Source organism: Pseudomonas sp. TUM22785 (assembly GCF_028198105.1).
Classification (GTDB): Bacteria; Pseudomonadota; Gammaproteobacteria; order Pseudomonadales; family Pseudomonadaceae; genus Metapseudomonas; species Metapseudomonas solani.
Genome location: NZ_CP116239.1, coordinates 2,416,975 through 2,432,550, shown reverse-complemented (window position 1 = coordinate 2,432,550; position 15,576 = coordinate 2,416,975). Strand labels below are relative to the sequence as shown.

Annotated in this window: 16 protein-coding genes; 1 reads left to right on the top strand and 15 read right to left on the bottom strand. The window is 65.2% G+C overall.

Going from position 1 to position 15,576, the window contains the following annotated elements:
- From pseF to flgB, 15 genes are all read right to left on the bottom strand, one after another.
- The gene (gene pseF, locus PI990_RS11310) at positions 1-705 is read right to left on the bottom strand and encodes a pseudaminic acid cytidylyltransferase (RefSeq protein WP_271660662.1); all 705 of its coding nucleotides are present in this window, start codon (positions 703-705) and stop codon (positions 1-3) included.
- Entirely contained in the window at positions 702-1,322 is a 621-nt protein-coding gene (locus PI990_RS11305) for a pseudaminic acid biosynthesis-associated methylase (RefSeq protein WP_271660661.1), read from the bottom strand. Before PI990_RS11305 ends, pseF begins: the two co-directional genes overlap by 4 nt.
- 12 nt (positions 1,323-1,334) lie before the next feature.
- The gene (gene pseC, locus PI990_RS11300; protein ID WP_271660660.1) at positions 1,335-2,492 is read right to left on the bottom strand and encodes a UDP-4-amino-4,6-dideoxy-N-acetyl-beta-L-altrosamine transaminase; all 1,158 of its coding nucleotides are present in this window, start codon (positions 2,490-2,492) and stop codon (positions 1,335-1,337) included.
- Positions 2,493-2,494: 2 nt separating this feature from the next.
- On the bottom strand, positions 2,495-3,490 hold the full coding sequence (gene pseB, locus PI990_RS11295) for a UDP-N-acetylglucosamine 4,6-dehydratase (inverting) (protein WP_021220617.1): 996 nt from the start codon (positions 3,488-3,490) through the stop codon (positions 2,495-2,497).
- Between the two features lie 166 nt (positions 3,491-3,656).
- Complete coding sequence (gene flgL / locus PI990_RS11290) at positions 3,657-4,961, bottom strand: flagellar hook-associated protein FlgL (RefSeq protein WP_271660659.1); 1,305 nt, start codon at positions 4,959-4,961, stop codon at positions 3,657-3,659.
- Positions 4,962-4,974: 13 nt separating this feature from the next.
- Positions 4,975-6,999: a flagellar hook-associated protein FlgK gene (gene flgK, locus PI990_RS11285; protein WP_271660658.1), complete on the bottom strand. Its 2,025-nt coding sequence runs from the start codon at positions 6,997-6,999 to the stop codon at positions 4,975-4,977.
- 9 nt (positions 7,000-7,008) lie between these two features.
- Positions 7,009-8,232 (bottom strand): flagellar assembly peptidoglycan hydrolase FlgJ, encoded by a 1,224-nt coding sequence (gene flgJ, locus PI990_RS11280; protein WP_271660657.1) that lies wholly within the window; start codon positions 8,230-8,232, stop codon positions 7,009-7,011.
- A gap of 10 nt (positions 8,233-8,242) precedes the next feature.
- The gene (locus tag PI990_RS11275) at positions 8,243-9,352 is read right to left on the bottom strand and encodes a flagellar basal body P-ring protein FlgI (RefSeq protein ID WP_423499370.1); all 1,110 of its coding nucleotides are present in this window, start codon (positions 9,350-9,352) and stop codon (positions 8,243-8,245) included.
- A 7-nt stretch (positions 9,353-9,359) separates the two neighbouring features.
- The gene (gene flgH, locus PI990_RS11270) at positions 9,360-10,073 is read right to left on the bottom strand and encodes a flagellar basal body L-ring protein FlgH (RefSeq protein ID WP_184488951.1); all 714 of its coding nucleotides are present in this window, start codon (positions 10,071-10,073) and stop codon (positions 9,360-9,362) included.
- A gap of 20 nt (positions 10,074-10,093) precedes the next feature.
- Positions 10,094-10,879: a flagellar basal-body rod protein FlgG gene (gene flgG / locus PI990_RS11265; protein ID WP_021220623.1), complete on the bottom strand. Its 786-nt coding sequence runs from the start codon at positions 10,877-10,879 to the stop codon at positions 10,094-10,096.
- 46 nt (positions 10,880-10,925) lie between these two features.
- Positions 10,926-11,666, bottom strand: a complete 741-nt coding sequence (locus tag PI990_RS11260) for a flagellar basal body rod protein FlgF (protein ID WP_263402022.1) — start codon at positions 11,664-11,666, stop codon at positions 10,926-10,928.
- A 218-nt stretch (positions 11,667-11,884) separates the two neighbouring features.
- Positions 11,885-13,198 (bottom strand): flagellar hook protein FlgE, encoded by a 1,314-nt coding sequence (gene flgE / locus PI990_RS11255; protein ID WP_271660655.1) that lies wholly within the window; start codon positions 13,196-13,198, stop codon positions 11,885-11,887.
- A 33-nt stretch (positions 13,199-13,231) separates the two neighbouring features.
- Entirely contained in the window at positions 13,232-13,909 is a 678-nt protein-coding gene (flgD, locus tag PI990_RS11250; protein ID WP_271660654.1) for a flagellar hook assembly protein FlgD, read from the bottom strand.
- Between the two features lie 20 nt (positions 13,910-13,929).
- Positions 13,930-14,385 (bottom strand): flagellar basal body rod protein FlgC, encoded by a 456-nt coding sequence (flgC, locus tag PI990_RS11245; RefSeq protein ID WP_021220627.1) that lies wholly within the window; start codon positions 14,383-14,385, stop codon positions 13,930-13,932.
- Positions 14,386-14,399: 14 nt separating this feature from the next.
- The gene (gene flgB, locus PI990_RS11240) at positions 14,400-14,804 is read right to left on the bottom strand and encodes a flagellar basal body rod protein FlgB (RefSeq protein ID WP_043245562.1); all 405 of its coding nucleotides are present in this window, start codon (positions 14,802-14,804) and stop codon (positions 14,400-14,402) included.
- Positions 14,805-15,132: 328 nt separating this feature from the next.
- Here flgB and PI990_RS11235 point away from each other — a divergent pair, with 328 nt between their 5' ends.
- On the top strand, positions 15,133-15,558 hold the full coding sequence (locus PI990_RS11235) for an organic hydroperoxide resistance protein (protein WP_031288170.1): 426 nt from the start codon (positions 15,133-15,135) through the stop codon (positions 15,556-15,558).
- The last annotated feature ends 18 nt before the right edge of the window (positions 15,559-15,576 follow it).

The window sequence follows — 15,576 nt, the reverse complement described above, 5'->3', positions numbered from 1 at the left end:
TCAGATGTCCCCCTCCAGCAGGAGGCTGGCGTACATCAGTTCGGCGCGGTGCCAGTCTTCAGGGTTGTCGATGTCCTGGACCAGATAGCGCGGCAGCACCAGTGGCAGGGAATGCGAACCGTGCAGCGCCTTGCCTTCGGCCCAGGCGGCAGCCCGGCCCCAGTAGAACTGCCCGGCGTCGTGGTAGGCGCGTTCCAGGTCCTGGGAGCGGGTCTGCTGGTATTCGGGGTAGAGCGATTCGACGCCGCCATCGGCATTCACCCGCAGGGCGCGCTGCACCGGCGCGGCATAGTCACTGACGGTGAAGGCGTAGTCCTTGTCCGCGCGCGCAGCCAACAGCTCGAAGCCCTCGCGGAGCTTCTCCGGCAAAACGAAGGGCGCGGTGGCGTAGAGGCAGCAGGCGTAGTCGGGGTGGTAGCCGGCGGCGGCCAGTTCACGCAGGGCGTGCTGGATGACCTCGACCGTGCCGGCATGGTCATCGGCCAGGGAGGCCGGGCGCACGAAGGGCACCTCGGCGCCCAGGGCCAGAGCCACATCGGCGATCTCGCCATCATCGGTGCTCACCACCACGCGCTCGAACAGGCCACAGGCCAGGGCCGCGCGGATGGAGTAGGCGATCATCGGCTGGCCCTGGAAGGGCCGGATGTTCTTGCGCGGAATCCGCTTGCTACCGCCGCGCGCGGGGATGATGGCGACCTTGCTCATGGGCGTTTTTCCAGAAGGAACCAGTTGATGTCGTCGGTCGGGAAATTGACGTCGCGCCGATAGACGAAGCCGTAGTCGACCAACTGCAGGTCGGGGTACAGGTCGAGCATTTCACCGGCGAAATCGCGCTTGAACAGCTTGCCCTCATGGCCGCGGTAGCTGATCTCCACCGGCGAGGGGCTGTAGTACTCGGCGATCAGCACATGGCGGCGGCTGGCCTCATGGAGTTTGGCATAGGCCTGGGGCAGCAGTTCCGGCGACAGATGGATGAGCACGCCACGGGTGAAGGCCAGGTCCACCTGCTGTTGCACCGGGTAGTCGAACAGCGAGCCGTGCCATACCTCGGCGATGCCCAGGCCCTGGGCGATCTCCCGGGCCTTGGCGTTGAGCTCGACGCCCAGCAGCGTCGCCTGGGGTAATAGGCGGTTGAGCGCGCGCAGGTTGAGGCCCCGGTTGGTGCCCAGCTCCAGCAGGCTGTCGATGCGCCCCGCCCGGCGCAGGGCCTGGGCGAAGAAGGCCGTGGCGCTGGCCACGGGCACATCACCGTCATTGCGGTCGACGTACTGGTCGCCGAACTCGCCCTGCCAGAATCGTTCTTGCTCGGTCAGCTCACGCACGGGTTTCTCCAGTCACTGCAGGACGCTGGCGAGGGTGCTCGCCACCTGGTCCTGCTGGTCGTCGGTCAGGTCGGGGAACAGCGGCAGGCTCAGGGCCTCGGCGTAGTAGCGCTCGGCCTCGGGGAAGTCACCCGGGGCGAAGCCCAGCTGCTGGTAATAGGGCTGCAGGTGCACCGGGATGTAGTGCAGGTTGACGCCGATACCGGCGCCGCGCAGGGCCTCGAATATCTCACGGTGACTGCGCTGCAGGCGCTCCAGGCGCAGGCGCACCGGGTACAGGTGCCAGGCCGGCTCGGCGCCCGCCTGCAGCTGCGGCAGGCTCAGGGGCAAGCCGGCCAGCAGCTCGCCGTAACGGGCCACCAGTTGCCGGCGACGGGCGACGAAGGCGTCCAGGCGCTGCAGCTGGGACAGGCCGAGGGCGGCCTGCAGGTCGGTCATGCGGTAGTTGAAGCCCAGTTCCAGCTGCTGGTAGTACCAGGGGCCTTCGCTGGGCCCGGTCATGGCGGCCGGGTCCCGGGTGATGCCGTGGCTGCGCAGGCGGCGCAGGCGCTCGGCCAGCTGCGGGTCGTTGGTGGTGAGCAGGCCGCCCTCCGCCGTGGTGATGATCTTTACCGGGTGGAAGCTGAACACGGTGATATCGGCATGCTCGCAGCAGCCCACCGGCCGACCGCCATAGCTGGCGCCGATGGCGTGGGAGGCATCCTCGATCACCCGGAAGCCGTAGCGCCGCGCCAGCTCGCCGATGCGCGCCATGTCGCAGCTCTGCCCGGCGAAGGCCACGGGGATGACCACCTTGGGCAGGGTGCCGTCGCGCTCGGCGCGCTCCAGGCGGGCTTCCAACTGGCCAACGTCGAGGTTGAGCGTGGCCGGGTCGATGTCGACGAAGTCCACCTGCGCGCCGCAGTACAGGCCGCAGTTGGCGCTGGCGACGAAGGTGTTGGGGCTGGTCCAGAGCCGGTCGCCCGGCCCCAGGTCGAGGGCCAGGCAGGCGATGTGCAGCGCGGCGGTGGCGTTGCTCACGGCCACGCCATGACCAGCCTGGCAGCGCTGGGCAACGGCCTGTTCGAAGCGCTCGATCGCCGGCCCCTGGGTGAGCCAGTCGGAGCGCAGGGTGTCCACCACCGCGTCGATATCCGCCTGGGAGATGTTCTGCCGACCATAAGGAATCATGGTCAGGCCCAGGTGTCCGCCAACTGGCGCAGCTCGGGCACGCTCAGGTAGTGGGGGTTGCTATCGGAGACGTATTCGAAGCCCTCTTCCACCGCCACGCCCTGGCCACCCAGGCCATCACGGGTGTAGTCGTATTCGGTGTTGAAGGTGATCGACGGGGCGATGACGAAGTGCCGGTCGAATTCGAAGGTGTGGGTGCTGTCATCGCGGGAGATCATCATCTCGTGCAGCTTCTCGCCGGGACGGATGCCCACCAGCTTGTGCGGCATGCCGGGCGCCAGGGCCTCGGCCATGTCGGTGATGCGCGCGGAGGGGATCTTCGGCACGAACAGCTCGCCACCGTGCATGCGCTCGAAGCTGCGCAGGACGAAGTCGACGCCCTCGTCGAGGGTGATCCAGAAGCGGGTCATGCGCGGGTCGGTGATGGGCAGCTCGCGGGCGCCATCGGCGAGCAGGCGGCGGAAGAACGGCAGCACCGAGCCACGCGAGCCGACCACGTTGCCATAGCGCACCACGGCGAATCGGGTCTGGTGGTCACCGGTGATGTTGTTGGCGGCGACGAACAGCTTGTCGCTCAGCAGCTTGGTGGCGCCGTAGAGATTGACCGGACTGGAGGCCTTGTCGGTGGACAGCGCCACCACCTTCTGCACGCCGTTGGCCAGGGCGGCGTTGATGATGTTCTCGGCACCGCTGACGTTGGTGCGGATGCATTCGGTGGGGTTGTATTCGGCGGCCGGCACCTGCTTCAGGGCGGCGGCGTGGACCACCAGGTCGATGCCGCGCATGGCCTGCTGCAAGCGCTCGGCGTCGCGGACGTCACCCAGGAAATAGCGCATGCAGGGGGCGTTGAACTCCTGCTGCATCTCGTACTGCTTGAGCTCATCGCGGGAGAACACCACCACCCGCTTGGGCTGGTAGTTCGCCAGCAGGGTGCGGATGAACGCGCGACCGAACGAGCCGGTGCCCCCGGAAACGAATACGGACTTGCCATCGAACATGCTGCTCTCCCCTGCCCATATCAGCCGGCCCTGCGCCGGATGAGCGCGCTGCCTTTATTGCCGACAGTTTTATGGCACTCGCTTTTGATGTCGAGACCCAAAGCAAGCATGGTGCCAACCCGTTGAAATGCAAGGCGGGTCGGCAAGGGGTCAGGCGACGGCGGGGTCAGTTGAGGAAGTTGAACAGGCTCAGGCCGCTGATCTTCACGTAGCTCTGCTGCGCCGCCTGGAGGATGGTGGATTGCATGGTCAGGCGCGACAGGGCCTCGGCGTAGTCGAGGTCTTCCAGGGAGGATTGCACCGACTTGTTCACCAGGCTCACGTCATCGACGAAGCCCTCGGTGGTGTCCAGGGTGTTGAGGCGCGCACCCACCGAACCCTGCACGCCCAGCACCTTGGTGTTGACCGCGTCGAGGTTGGAAGTAGCCACCGCCACGGCGTCGCGGATCTGCCGGTTGCCCTCGGGGGTGTCCGCGGAGGACTGCAGCGCCTTGCGCAGGTCCGAAACCACATTGAGCAGGCTGCGCTTCTCGGCGTCCGGCTTGCGGTTGACGGAGAAGTCGTCACCGGCGACGGGAGTGCCGTCGATCTGCACCTTCACCCCCCCATAGGTGATGAAGTCGGAGGTCTGCGAGTTGGTGTCCAGGGCCCCGGTGGCCAGCTGCCCGGCGGGCGGCGTGGCGGGGTTGTAGGTGTTCCAGTCATAGCCCACCGGCAGGGTGGCCGGGTCGTAGACCACGTAGCGCTGGGAATCGAGGAAGTGGATGCCGATCGCATCGGTCGCCGCCGGCGGGTTGCTGGCGGGGAACACGGTGTCGTAGTCGGTCTTGTCGATCACCAGGCCCTGGGAAATGCTCGCGGTGCTGCCGGTGCCGGTCGCGCTCTTCGAGGTGGTCACACGGTTGGCGTTGAACACGTTCTCGAACAGGTCCTTGCCGTTGTCGCCCAGGGCCAGGAAGGTGCTGCTCGCCACCTGGACCTCGCGGCGACCTTCGTCGCCCTGATAGCTGTAGGTGCCGTCGGCGTTGCGCACGAAGGGCTGGGTGTCGGCCTGGGCGCCGGAGAACAGGTACTTGCCGCTGGCGTCCTTGCTGTTGAGCAGGCTCATCAGCTCGTCTTCGCGCTGCTGCAGCTCGGTGCCCAGGGAGGCCTTGTCGGTGGAGTCCAGGGCGCCGTCGCCCGCCTCCACCGCGATCTCGCGGATGCGCTGCATCACGTTGCCAATGGAATTGAGGATGCTCTCCTCGCTGTTCAGGCTGTTCTTCGCCGCCGTGATGTTCGACTTGTACTGCCCATTGAGGGATTCCTCCTGGCTCAATTGCAGCAGACGCACCGAGGCCACCGGATCGTCGGCAGGCGTAAGGATGCGCTTGCCGGTGCTGATCTGTTCCTGGGTCCGGGTCACGTTCCCGTAGTTCTTCTGCAAGCCCGCGACCTGGTTGTTGAAAGCCTGGATAGTCGAGATTCTCATGTCACATCAGCCTTTAATTGAAGGCGCCGATCAATGTATCGAACAACGCGCGCGCAACTTGAATGACCTGGGCGTTGGCATTGTAGTACTGCTGGAACTGGATCAGGCTCGCCGCCTCTTCGTCCAGGTTCACGCCCGATAGCGAATCACGGTTTTCCTGCGCCTGCTTCAGCACCGCCTCGCCGGCATCCGCATTGACCCGCACCTGGGCGGTCAGCGAACCGACCCGCTCCACCAGCCCGCTGTACGCGTCGGTGTAGGTGGCGCCGGTGGTGCCGTTGCCGACCACCGGCTTGGTCTGCAGGCCGACCAGGGCCAGGGCGTTGCGGTTGTCGCCGGTGCCCTTGTTGTTGAAGGCCAGGCTGAAGCTGTCACCGCTCTGCGGCGTGCCACCCATGGTGAATTCGTAGGTGTAGCTGTTGTTGGTCGACGGGTCGGTGTAGTTCAGACGCAGGGTGTTGGTCTGCCCCGGGGTCAGCGCGGTGGTCGAAGGCGAGACGTAGCTCAGGGTCGCGCCGGCCGGCAGGGTACCGTTGAGGGTGTTGGTGGCGGCATCGAAGGTCAGCGAAATGCCATTGGCGCCGAACAGGTCCTGCAGGTCGGTGATGTCGATGGGCGACGGCCCGCTGACCAGCCCGGGCTGGCCGATGGTGCCCGTGCCCCGGTTGTTGGTGGTCGCCTCGGCCCGCGCCGAGCCGGAGAAGGCCAGCTGGTCGGACGACTTCAGCGTGCTCTCGAAATCCGTGGCGCCGCGCCGGGTCGGCTGCAGGGTGAAACGATCGTTGGCCGCCGGCAGGGTGCTCATCTGCACCTGGAAGCCCTGACTGTTGCCCGCCGCATCGGCGAAGCTCAGTGTGTACGGCCCGGTACCGGTCACCGAGACAGTCATCGGCGCGTTGTCGGACAGGCGCGTGGCGGTGAAGTTGGTGCCGTCGTAATCCAGTCGGTAGTCGCTGGTGCCCAGCTTGCTGGTATCGGTGATGTTCAGCGCCGCGCTGGCGGTGCCGGTGTTGTTGACGTTCGACAGCACCCGCAGCGAGGCGTCCTGGGGGTCGTTGATGTTGCCAAATAGTGGGCTGCCGGCGCGACCGGCGGAGTCCAGGCCCTGCCCCAGCTGCTTGTTGATGGTGTCGGAGATGGTGATCGCCAACTGGCCAAGGCTGTTGTACGACTGGTCCAGCGTGGTATCGCGGTAGGCCAATAGGCCGCCCATCTCGCCGCCGGAAATCTGCGTGGTGATGGTTTGCGACACACCGCCGGTGACCAGGTCGATCTGGTAGCGCGACGGGTCGTCGACACCGGGCTTGGCGCGCAGCGTGGAGGCGGTGTTGCCCACCACCAGGGGCTGGCCGGTGCCAACGAAGAGGCTGACGCTGCCGTCGTTCTGCTCCAGGGTCTTGACCCCGATCATTTCGGAAATCTGGCGGATGGTTTCTTCGCGGGCGTCCAGCAGGTCGTTGGGCTCGGCGCCACTGGCGCGGGCCTTGGCGATTGCATCGTTGTAGTTGGCCACGTTGGCCGCCAGGGAATTGACCTGAGTGGTCAGCGCGCCGAGCTGGTCGTTGATCTGGCTGTTCTGCTTGTCCAGCTGGTCGTAGAGCGTGTTGAACGCGTCTTCCAGCCCCTTGGCCTGGGACAGCACCGCCTCGCGTGCGGCCACCGAGGATGGGTCCTGGGACGCGGTCTGCAGCGAGGTGAAGAAACTCTTCAACGCCGGACTGATGCCGGTGGTGGTGTTGGACAACAGGCCGTCGAGCTGTTCGATCTGGCTCTTGAAGGTCTGCAGCTCACTGTTCTGGCTGGTGGCAGTGCGCAATTGCGAGGTAAGGAATTCACTGGCCAGCCGGCGCACGTCGACCACCTGGCTGCCGGAGCCGATGTAGCCGCCGCCGGTGAACTGCGGGACGTTGGTCTGCTGCACCGCCTGCTGCCGCGAGTAGCCGGGGGTGTTCACGTTGCTGATGTTGTGTCCGGTCACCGTCAGGGCGGTCTGCGACGTACGCAGGCCCGACAGTCCGATGGATAACAGGTCAGCCATGTCTCATCCTCATGAACGCGGCACCACCGCATCGCCCGCCGCTACAGCCTGATAGGTCTGCATCTGCCGGGCGATCTGGGCGACCTTGCGCGCGTACTGCGGGTCGGTCGCGTAGCCGGCCTGCTGCAGTTCGCGGACGAATCGCTCAGGCTTGTCGGTTACTTCCAGTGCCTCTTGATATCGATCGTTCCCCTGCAGAAAGTTCACATAATCGTGGAAGCTCTGCTGATAGGAGTCGTATGCGCGGAACGATGCCGCTTCCTTGACGGCCTGGCCGTCCTTGAATTCGGTGGTCAGGGCGCGGGCCGACTGGCCGTCCCAACCGTGGGACTTGATGCCGAACAGGTTGTGGCTGCTGCTGCCGTCCTGCTGGCGGATGATCGACTTGCCCCAGCCGGTTTCCAGGGCGGCCTGGGCCACCAGGTAGCGCGGGTCGACGCCGATGCTCTTCGCCGCTTCCTGGGCCATGGGCAGCATGGTGTCGATGAATTCCTGGGGCGAACGGAAGGCCGACTTGCCCGGCGCCAGCGGCGGCTGGGCGATGCGCCGGCCGATCACCGCGTCATTGCCGTCCACCCGCGTGGCGCCGCTCTCCGGCGCACCATAGGACTTGGCCGGCACCCAGTCGGCACCCGCCAGGGCCTGGTTCTGCGCGACGGCCGCCTGGGCCGCCTGGGCTGCTGCGCCCTCCCCGGCGCTGGCGGACGGCACGATGCCGGCCAGCAGGCGGTCGGTGAGTTTGCCCGGCAGGCTGATGCGGCGCATGGCCAGCAGCTTGGAGTCGTCGCGACCGTCAGCCGGTGCTTCGAGCTTGCTGCCTTTCTGCGGCCAGCTGATGCCGTTGGTCTCGGCCACCTGGGCGAAGGGGTTGGGCCCGGTGGACTTAGACGCGCCCTTGTTCTTCGACAGCTGGCGGGTGAGCACGTCGGACAGGCCGATGCCCTGCCCCTTGGAGATGGTCACGGCCAGCTGCTGGTCGTACATGTCCTGGTAGGTCTTGCTCTCGTTGCTGTTGAGGAAGTTGCCTTCGGCGAACACCTCGTTGGCCGAGCGCATGGCCTTCATCATTTCGTTGAGGAACAGCGACTCGAACTCCTGGGCGACCTTCTTGATGTTCTCGTCGCTGTCCCGGCCCTTGCCCACCTTGAATTGGGCCATGCGGTTGAGGTCGGTATAGGCGCCCGAGTCGACGGGGCTGGAGCCCCCGAGGCCGGCAGAAAACTTGGAGTCCATGGTCGCCTCCTCAGATCACGATCAGGTCGGCCTGGAGGGCGCCAGCTTGCTTCAGCGCCTCGAGGATGGCCATGAGGTCGGACGGGGCCGCGCCCACCTGGTTCACCGCGCGAACGATCTCGTCCAGGGTGGTGCCGGGGCCGAACTTGAACATCGGCTTGGCTTCCTGGTCGGCATTGACCTTGGAGCGCGGCACCACGGCGGTCTGCCCGCCGGACAGGGCGCCGGGCTGGCTGACGATCGGGTCTTCGGTGATGGTCACGGTCAGGCTGCCGTGGGTGACGGCGGCCGGCTGCACCTTGACGTTCTGGCCGATGACGATGGTGCCGGTACGCGAGTTGATGATGACCTTGGCCACCGCCTGGCCGGCTTCCACCTCGAGGTTCTCCAGCACCGACATGTAGTCGACGCGCTGGCTCGGGTCCATGGGCGCGGTGACGCGCACCGAGCCGCCATCCAGGGCCTGGGCGACGCCCGGGCCGAGCAGTTCGTTGAGCTTGTCGACGATGTTCTTGGCGGTGGTGAAGTCCGGGCGGTTGAGGTTCAGGGTCAGGTAGTTGCCCTGGTCGAAGCCGCTGGGCACCGGACGCTCGACCGTGGCGCCGGCGGGAATGCGGCCGGACGACGGAACGTTGACGGTGATCTTCGAGCCGTCGCTGCCCTCGGCGTCGAAGCCGCCCACCACCAGGTTGCCCTGGGCGATGGCGTAGACGTTGCCGTCGATGCCTTTCATCGGCGCCATCAGCAGGCTGCCGCCGCGCAGGCTCTTGGCGTTGCCGATGGAGGAGATGGTCACGTCGATGGCCTGGCCCGGCTTGGCGAAGGGCGGCAGGTCGGCATGGATGGACACCGCCGCGACGTTCTTCAGCTGCACGTTGCCGGAGCCGGCCGGCACCTTGATGCCGAACTGCGCCAGCATGTTGTTGAAGGTCTGCAGGGTGAAGGGCGTCTGGGTGGTCTGGTCGCCGGTGCCGTTGAGGCCCACCACCAGGCCGTAGCCGATCAACTGGTTGTTACGCACGCCCTGAATGCTCGCCAGGTCCTTCAGGCGTTCGGCATGAACGGCCGTGGCGGCGAGCAACAGGCAAAGGGCAGCGGTCAGTCGTTTCATCTTCGCAATTACCTGCTCAGAACGGCCACAGGGGGCTCATGAAGAAGCGGTCGAACCATCCTGGCTGGCTGGCATCGGCGAAGGCGCCGGTGCCGGAATAGGTGATGCGCGCATCAGCGATGCGGTTGGAGGAGACGCTGTTGTCGGTGCCGATATCATCGGCGCGGACCAGGCCGGCGATGCGCACCAGCTCGTCGCCGGTATTGAGCGTCATCCACTTCTCGCCACGCACGGCGAGGATGCCGTTGGGCAGCACTTCGGAGACGGTGACGGTGATGGAGCCGCTGAGGCTGTTGCTCTGCCCCGCCTGGGAGTTGCCGCTGGTGTCGCGGCTGCCGCTGTAGCCGACGTCCATGGACAGGTTCTCCGCCTTGAGCGGATTGAGGCCGGTGCTGGGGTTGTCGACCCGCACGCCGCCGCCGAACAGCGAGGTCAGCCCGAGGTTGGCGGTGCTGTCCTTCTGGATCTGCGAAGTGGCGTTCTTGCTGGCCTGGGTGCGCTCGTTGAGGGTGATGGTGATGATGTCACCCACACGATACGCCTTGCGGTCGTCGTAGAGGTTGGTTTCGAAGCCGGCCTGATAAATGGAGCCATTGTTCTGCGCGGCGGGCATGGGCGTGCGCGGCAGGACAGGGGCGTAATAGGGATCGTTCGGTTTGGCGGCCGGCGCGACGCACCCGGTGAGCAGGTGGGCGGCGAGCAGCGAGACAGGAAGGATCAGCCGGTTCATGACAACTTACCTCGGGGGTATTACAGGTTCTGCGAGAGGAAACCAAGCATGGAGTCGGCCGTGGAGATGACCTTGGAGTTCATCTCGTAGGCGCGCTGGGTGGTGATCATATTCACCAGCTCCTCGACCACGCTGACGTTGGAGTTTTCCAGGGTGTTCTGGAGCACGTTGCCCAGGCCGGTCAGGCCCGGGGTACCGACTTGCGGAGCGCCGCTGGAGGCGGTCTCCAGGAACAGGTTGTTGCCGATGGCCTGCAGGCCGCCGTAGTTGACGAAGTCGGCGGTCTGGATGTTGCCGATCACCTGGGGCGTGGGGTTGCCGAAGGTGGTCACCGACGCGGTGCCGTCCTCGCCCACGGTGAAGGTCTGCACCTCAGCCGGGAGCACGATGGCCGGCTCCAGGGCATAGCCCTGGGAGGTGACGACCTGGCCGTCGGAATTCAGGTGGAAGCTGCCGTCACGGGTATAGGCGACGGTGCCGTCCGGCATCAGGATCTGGAAGAAGCCGCGGCCGTTCACCGCCAGGTCCAGCGGCTGCTCGGTGGTCTGCAGGCTGCCCTGGGTGAAGATCTTCTGGGTGCCGGCGATGCGCACACCGGTACCCAGCTGCAGGCCGGTGGGCAGTTCGCTGTCCTGGCTGCTCTGGGCGCCGGGTTGACGGCGGATCTGGTACAGCAGGTCCTCGAACTCGGCGCGATCACGCTTGAAGCCCGTGGTCGACACGTTCGCCAGGTTGTTGGAAATGGTGGTCAGGTTCATGTCCTGAGCCGCGAGGCCCGTCTTGCTGACCCAGAGTGCCGGAAGCATCTTCGTTCTCCTCGGGCGCCGGTTTCATGGCGCCGCGTACTGGTAATTAGCTGAGTTGCATGACCCGTGCCATCGCCGAAGCATCGTCTTCGGCGGTGCGCATCATCTTCACGTGCAGTTCGAACTGGCGGGACAGCGAGAGGATCGCGGTCATCTCTTCCACGGCATTGACGTTGCTGCCTTCGAGGAAGCCGGAGGTGACCTGGACGGTGCCGTCCACGCCGGCCGGCTGGCCGCTCTTCAGGCGGATCAGGCCGTCGGTGCCTTTCTCCAGCTGCTTGGGATCGGGGTTGACCAGCTTGATGCGGTCGACCTCGGCCATCACGTTGGGGGCCTCGCCCAGGGCACGGATGCTGATGGTGCCGTCGGCGCCGATCTCCACCTTCTGCTCCGGGGGAATGGCGATGGGGCCGGCATTGCCGATCACCGGCAAGCCGTTGCCGGTGCGCAGCTGGCCGAGGGCATCCACCTGCAGGCTGGCGGTGCGCACGTAGGCTTCGCTGCCATTGGCGGATTGCACGGCGATCCAGCCCTGGCCACCGATGGCGATGTCCATGTCACGACCGGTCTCCTGCATGGGGCCGGGGGTGAAGTCGGTGCCGGGGCGCTCGCTCATGGCGTAGACCCGCGCCGGGAAGGTTTCGCCGAACACGGGCATCGAGCGCGCCTGTTCGTAGTCGCGACGAAAGCCGGTGGTGGAAATGTTCGCCAGGTTGTTGGCGTGGGCACGCTGGGCCAGGGTGTTCTGGCTGGCGCCTGTCATGGAGACGTACAGCATCTTGTCCATGGGGTTCTCCGAGTGGGCTTTTGACGCCCGCTGACTCTTTGCAGGCTATTCAGCAATTGCTGTGCCAGAACCCGAAAAACAACCACAAGATACTGATTACAAAGGAAAAACAGAAAAGAAAAAGGCCCGAGCAAAGGGCCTTCGAATGCCGTGGCGGCGAGGGGCTGCCGCCAGCGGCAAGGTGTTTGCCGCCCGATGAGCCGGGCGGCAAACACCACTCAACGCAGGTTGATGATGGTCTGGGTGACCGCGTTCTCGGTCTCGATGGTCTTGGCGTTGGCCTGGTAGTTGCGCTGCGCCACGATCAGGTCGACCAGCTCGGTGGAGATGTCCACGTTGGACGCCTCCAGGGCGCCGGACTGCAGCGCGCCCAGGGTGCCGGAACGCGGGGTGCCGATCACCGGCTCGCCGGACTCCGATGATTGCACCCAGGAGGTCTTGCCCACCGGGGTGAGGCCCTGGACGTTGGCGAAGTTGGCCAGCACCACCTGGCCCTGGATCTTCGACTGGCCGTTGGTGTAGCGGGCGAAGATGTTGCCCTCGTCGTCGATCTCCAGGCCCGACAGCTGGCCGGTGGTGTAGCCGTCCTGGGCGACCTTGGTCACCGCGAAGGCGTTGGAGAACTGGGTCGAGCCGCGGATATCGAAGCTGATGGTCGGCGCGGCAGCGGCACCGTTGGCGCTCCATACCGGCGGGGTGGCGCCGTTGGACTGCGCCGGCACCCAGCCGGTGATGCCCAGGGTGCCGTCGGCATTGACCGCAAAGCCACCGGTGTTGGTGAAGGTGCTGGTGTCGAGCTGGCCGGAGGTGGTGAAGCCCACGGTGGTGCTCATCGGCGCGGTGCTGGCCGGGTTGGTCGGGCTGCGGCCGTCGATCAGCACGTTCATGGTCCAGGTGTTGACCGGGGTGGCCGACTTGACGAAGTACTGGGTCATGACGTGGGCGTTGCCCTGGGCGTCATAGATGTTCACCGAGGTCGACGAGTTGTAGGTGGTCGGGTCGGCCGGGTCGAACGGCGTCTTGGTGGGCACCGTGTTGGTGGAGTTCAGGTTGAACGGCTGGGTGATGGTGGTGGTGGCCTTGGGCTGCTGGTTGTTGGTCTGGATCACCAGATCGCCCACCACACCGCTTTGCAGCGCGCCGTTGGCATCCACCGAGTAGCCCTGCAGGCGATAGCCGTTGTTGTCGACGATATTGCCGTTCTTGTCGGTGCCGAAGTAGCCGGCCCGGGTGTAGCTGATGGCGCCGTTGTTGCTGGTGATGAAGAAGCCGTTGCCGTTCACCGCCAGGTCCAGGGCGTTCTCGGTGTAGTCGATGGTGCCCTGGTTGTAGAGCTGGGCGACGTTGCCCAGCAGCACGCCGCTGCCGATGGTCTTGCTACCGGAGCCGAGCACGGACGCCGAGTACAGGTCCTGGAACTCGCCACGGGACTGCTTGAAGCCCACGGTGCCGGCGTTGGCGATGTTGTTGCCAGTGATATTGAGGTCACTGGAGGCGGCGCGGATGCCGCTGAGTCCGATATTGAAAGACATGGGATGCTCCTGTAACGCCGGCGCCGCCGACGATTATTGACCGATGACCTTGACCTTGGAGAGTGCGACGCTGCCCAGCCCGGCGAGGTTGAGCGTCATCTCGCCGCCGTTCAGCCCGAGGGTGACGCTGTCCACGTTCGCCGGCAGGTTGGTGGACATCGCCACCGTCTTGCCGTCGATGGCCGCCTCGGCCTGGAAGGTGTAGGTGCCGTTGGGCGCGACGTTGCCGCTCGAATCCTTGCCGTCCCACATGAAGCTGACCTGGCCGGCGCTCTGGGCGCCCAGGTTGATGCGGTTGACGGCGTTGCCCTTGCTGTCCAGCACGTTGACGTAGACGTTGGTGCTGGCGCCGGTGAGGTTGACGCTGCCCTTCATGGTCTCGCTGGTGTCCACCACCGCCTTGTTGGTGGTGACGATGACCTTGCGACCGACCAGGGACGAAGCCTGCAGCGCCTGGGACGACTGGGTGCTGGAAAGAATGGTGTTCACACTCTTGTTCAGGTTGTCCAACCCCTCGACCGTACTGAACTGGGCGAGCTGCGCCACGAATTCGCTGTTGGTCTGCGGGTCCAGCGGGTTCTGGTTATTCATCTGTGCCACCAGCAACTGAAGGAACTGGTCCTTGCCCAGCTCCTTGGTCTTGGCAGTGTCCTTGAGTTTGTACTGGTCCAGTACCGAGGTACTGGTAGTGGCGCCTACGTCAACGCTCATCTGGTCGCTCCCTCACGCACTCACTGACCCAGGGTCAGCACGCGCTGCATCATCTGTTTGGCGGTGTTCATCATTTCGACGTTGGTCTGGAAGGCACGGCTGGCAGAAATCATGTCGGCCATCTCCTCCACCACGTTGACGTTGGGGTAGTACACGTAGCCGTCGGCGTTGGCGGCCGGGTGGTTCGGCTCGTAGCGCGGGGTGAGCGCGCTCTGGTCTTCGATCACGCCCAGCACCTGCACGCCACGTCCGGATTCGTCCTCGCCGGCGAACAGCGAGCTGCTGCCACTGCCGCTCTCGCTGTTGAGCTGGCTCTGGAACATGGTGGCAAACACCGGGTGGCGGGCGCGGTAGGTCTGGTTGAGGCTGGAGGACACCGTCTCGGCGTTGGCGATGTTGCTGGAGATGGTGTTCAGGCGAGTGCTCTGGGCGCTCATCCCGGTGCCGGCAATGTTGAAGACGCTGGACAGTGACATGGTGGTGTTCTCCCTTATTCGCCGCGCAGGGCAGCGACCAGCCCTTTGAATTTGCTATTGAGCATCGTGAAGCTGGCCTGGAACTGCATGGAGTTCTCGGTGTAGGTCGATTGTTCCTGCTGCAGGTCGACAGTGTTCTGGTCGATCGAGGGCTGGAACGGAATCCGGTACTTCAGGCTTTCGTCGAACAGGCTGGCGCCTTCGGCAGCGATGTGACGCTGGTTGGTCAGGTTGGCATGGAAGGTGCCCTTGCTGTTCTCCACCTGCTGCTGGAGCACAGCCTTGAAGTCCAGGTCACGCGCCTTGTAGTTGGGCGTGTCGGCGTTGGCGATGTTGTTGGCCAGCACTTCGGCACGCTGGGTGCGGAAGCTGAGGGCCTTTTCATGGATGCCGAGGGCGCTTTCGAAGCTGATGCTCATGTCTCTAACCTTTGCCGGCTGGCAATGTCGGTTTACCTGCATGACATTCAGCAAAGGCTGTGCCAACTTATAAATCTCTTTATTTTCAATAGCTTGCGATAAATCCGCAGCGCAACCGAGGCGGCAACGGCAAGGCGTTACCGCTTTTGCCGGTGCCGGCGGCAACGCGGACGAGCGGTCTTGCCGCTGAGCGGCAATGGCCGGCAGCGGTGATTGCCGCCCCGCCCTCTCCTTTCATCTGCGTGGTCTAGGCTTTGGTTTCCGTCTGGCGGCAGCCGCTGTGCAACGCCGCCATCGCCCCTTGATCGACGAACCCGAGGAGATCGAAATGCCCATCGAAAAAGCCCTGTATCGCGCCTACGCCGAAGCCTACGGTGGCCGTGAAGGCCGTGCCGTATCGTCCGATGGAGTACTGGATGTGAAACTCACCACGCCCAAGGAGCTGGGTGGCGCGGGCGGCGAAGGAACCAACCCGGAGCAGCTGTTCGCCGCCGGCTACTCGGCGTGCTTCCTCGGCGCCATCAAGTTCGTCGCCGGCAAGCAGAAGGTCAGCCTGCCGGACGACGCCTCCATCGAAGGCATAGTCGGCATCGGCACCCTGCCCACCGGCTTCGGCATCGAAGTGGAACTGCGCATCTCCCTGCCCGGCATCGACAAGGCCGTGGCCCAGGACCTGGTCGACAAGGCCCATGTGGTCTGCCCCTACTCCAACGCCACCCAGGGCAATATCAACGTCACCCGCACACTGGTTTGAGCCCGCCCGCAGGCAAAT

Bases quoted from the DNA above. Each gene is read 5' to 3' on its own strand.
- flgG (WP_021220623.1), bottom strand. From the start codon at position 10,879: ATGCTTCCGGCACTCTGGGTCAGCAAGACGGGCCTCGCGGCTCAGGAC.
- flgK (WP_271660658.1), bottom strand. From the start codon at position 6,999: ATGGCTGACCTGTTATCCATCGGACTGTCGGGCCTGCGTACGTCGCAG.
- flgH (WP_184488951.1), bottom strand. From the start codon at position 10,073: ATGAACCGGCTGATCCTTCCTGTCTCGCTGCTCGCCGCCCACCTGCTC.
- flgD (WP_271660654.1), bottom strand. From the start codon at position 13,909: ATGAGCGTTGACGTAGGCGCCACTACCAGTACCTCGGTACTGGACCAG.
- flgB (WP_043245562.1), bottom strand. From the start codon at position 14,804: ATGAGCATCAGCTTCGAAAGCGCCCTCGGCATCCATGAAAAGGCCCTC.
- flgJ (WP_271660657.1), bottom strand. From the start codon at position 8,232: ATGGACTCCAAGTTTTCTGCCGGCCTCGGGGGCTCCAGCCCCGTCGAC.
- flgC (WP_021220627.1), bottom strand. From the start codon at position 14,385: ATGTCACTGTCCAGCGTCTTCAACATTGCCGGCACCGGGATGAGCGCC.
- pseC (WP_271660660.1), bottom strand. From the start codon at position 2,492: ATGATTCCTTATGGTCGGCAGAACATCTCCCAGGCGGATATCGACGCG.
- PI990_RS11235 (WP_031288170.1), top strand. From the start codon at position 15,133: ATGCCCATCGAAAAAGCCCTGTATCGCGCCTACGCCGAAGCCTACGGT.
- pseB (WP_021220617.1), bottom strand. From the start codon at position 3,490: ATGTTCGATGGCAAGTCCGTATTCGTTTCCGGGGGCACCGGCTCGTTC.
- flgL (WP_271660659.1), bottom strand. From the start codon at position 4,961: ATGAGAATCTCGACTATCCAGGCTTTCAACAACCAGGTCGCGGGCTTG.
- flgE (WP_271660655.1), bottom strand. From the start codon at position 13,198: ATGTCTTTCAATATCGGACTCAGCGGCATCCGCGCCGCCTCCAGTGAC.
- PI990_RS11260 (WP_263402022.1), bottom strand. From the start codon at position 11,666: ATGGACAAGATGCTGTACGTCTCCATGACAGGCGCCAGCCAGAACACC.
- pseF (WP_271660662.1), bottom strand. From the start codon at position 705: ATGAGCAAGGTCGCCATCATCCCCGCGCGCGGCGGTAGCAAGCGGATT.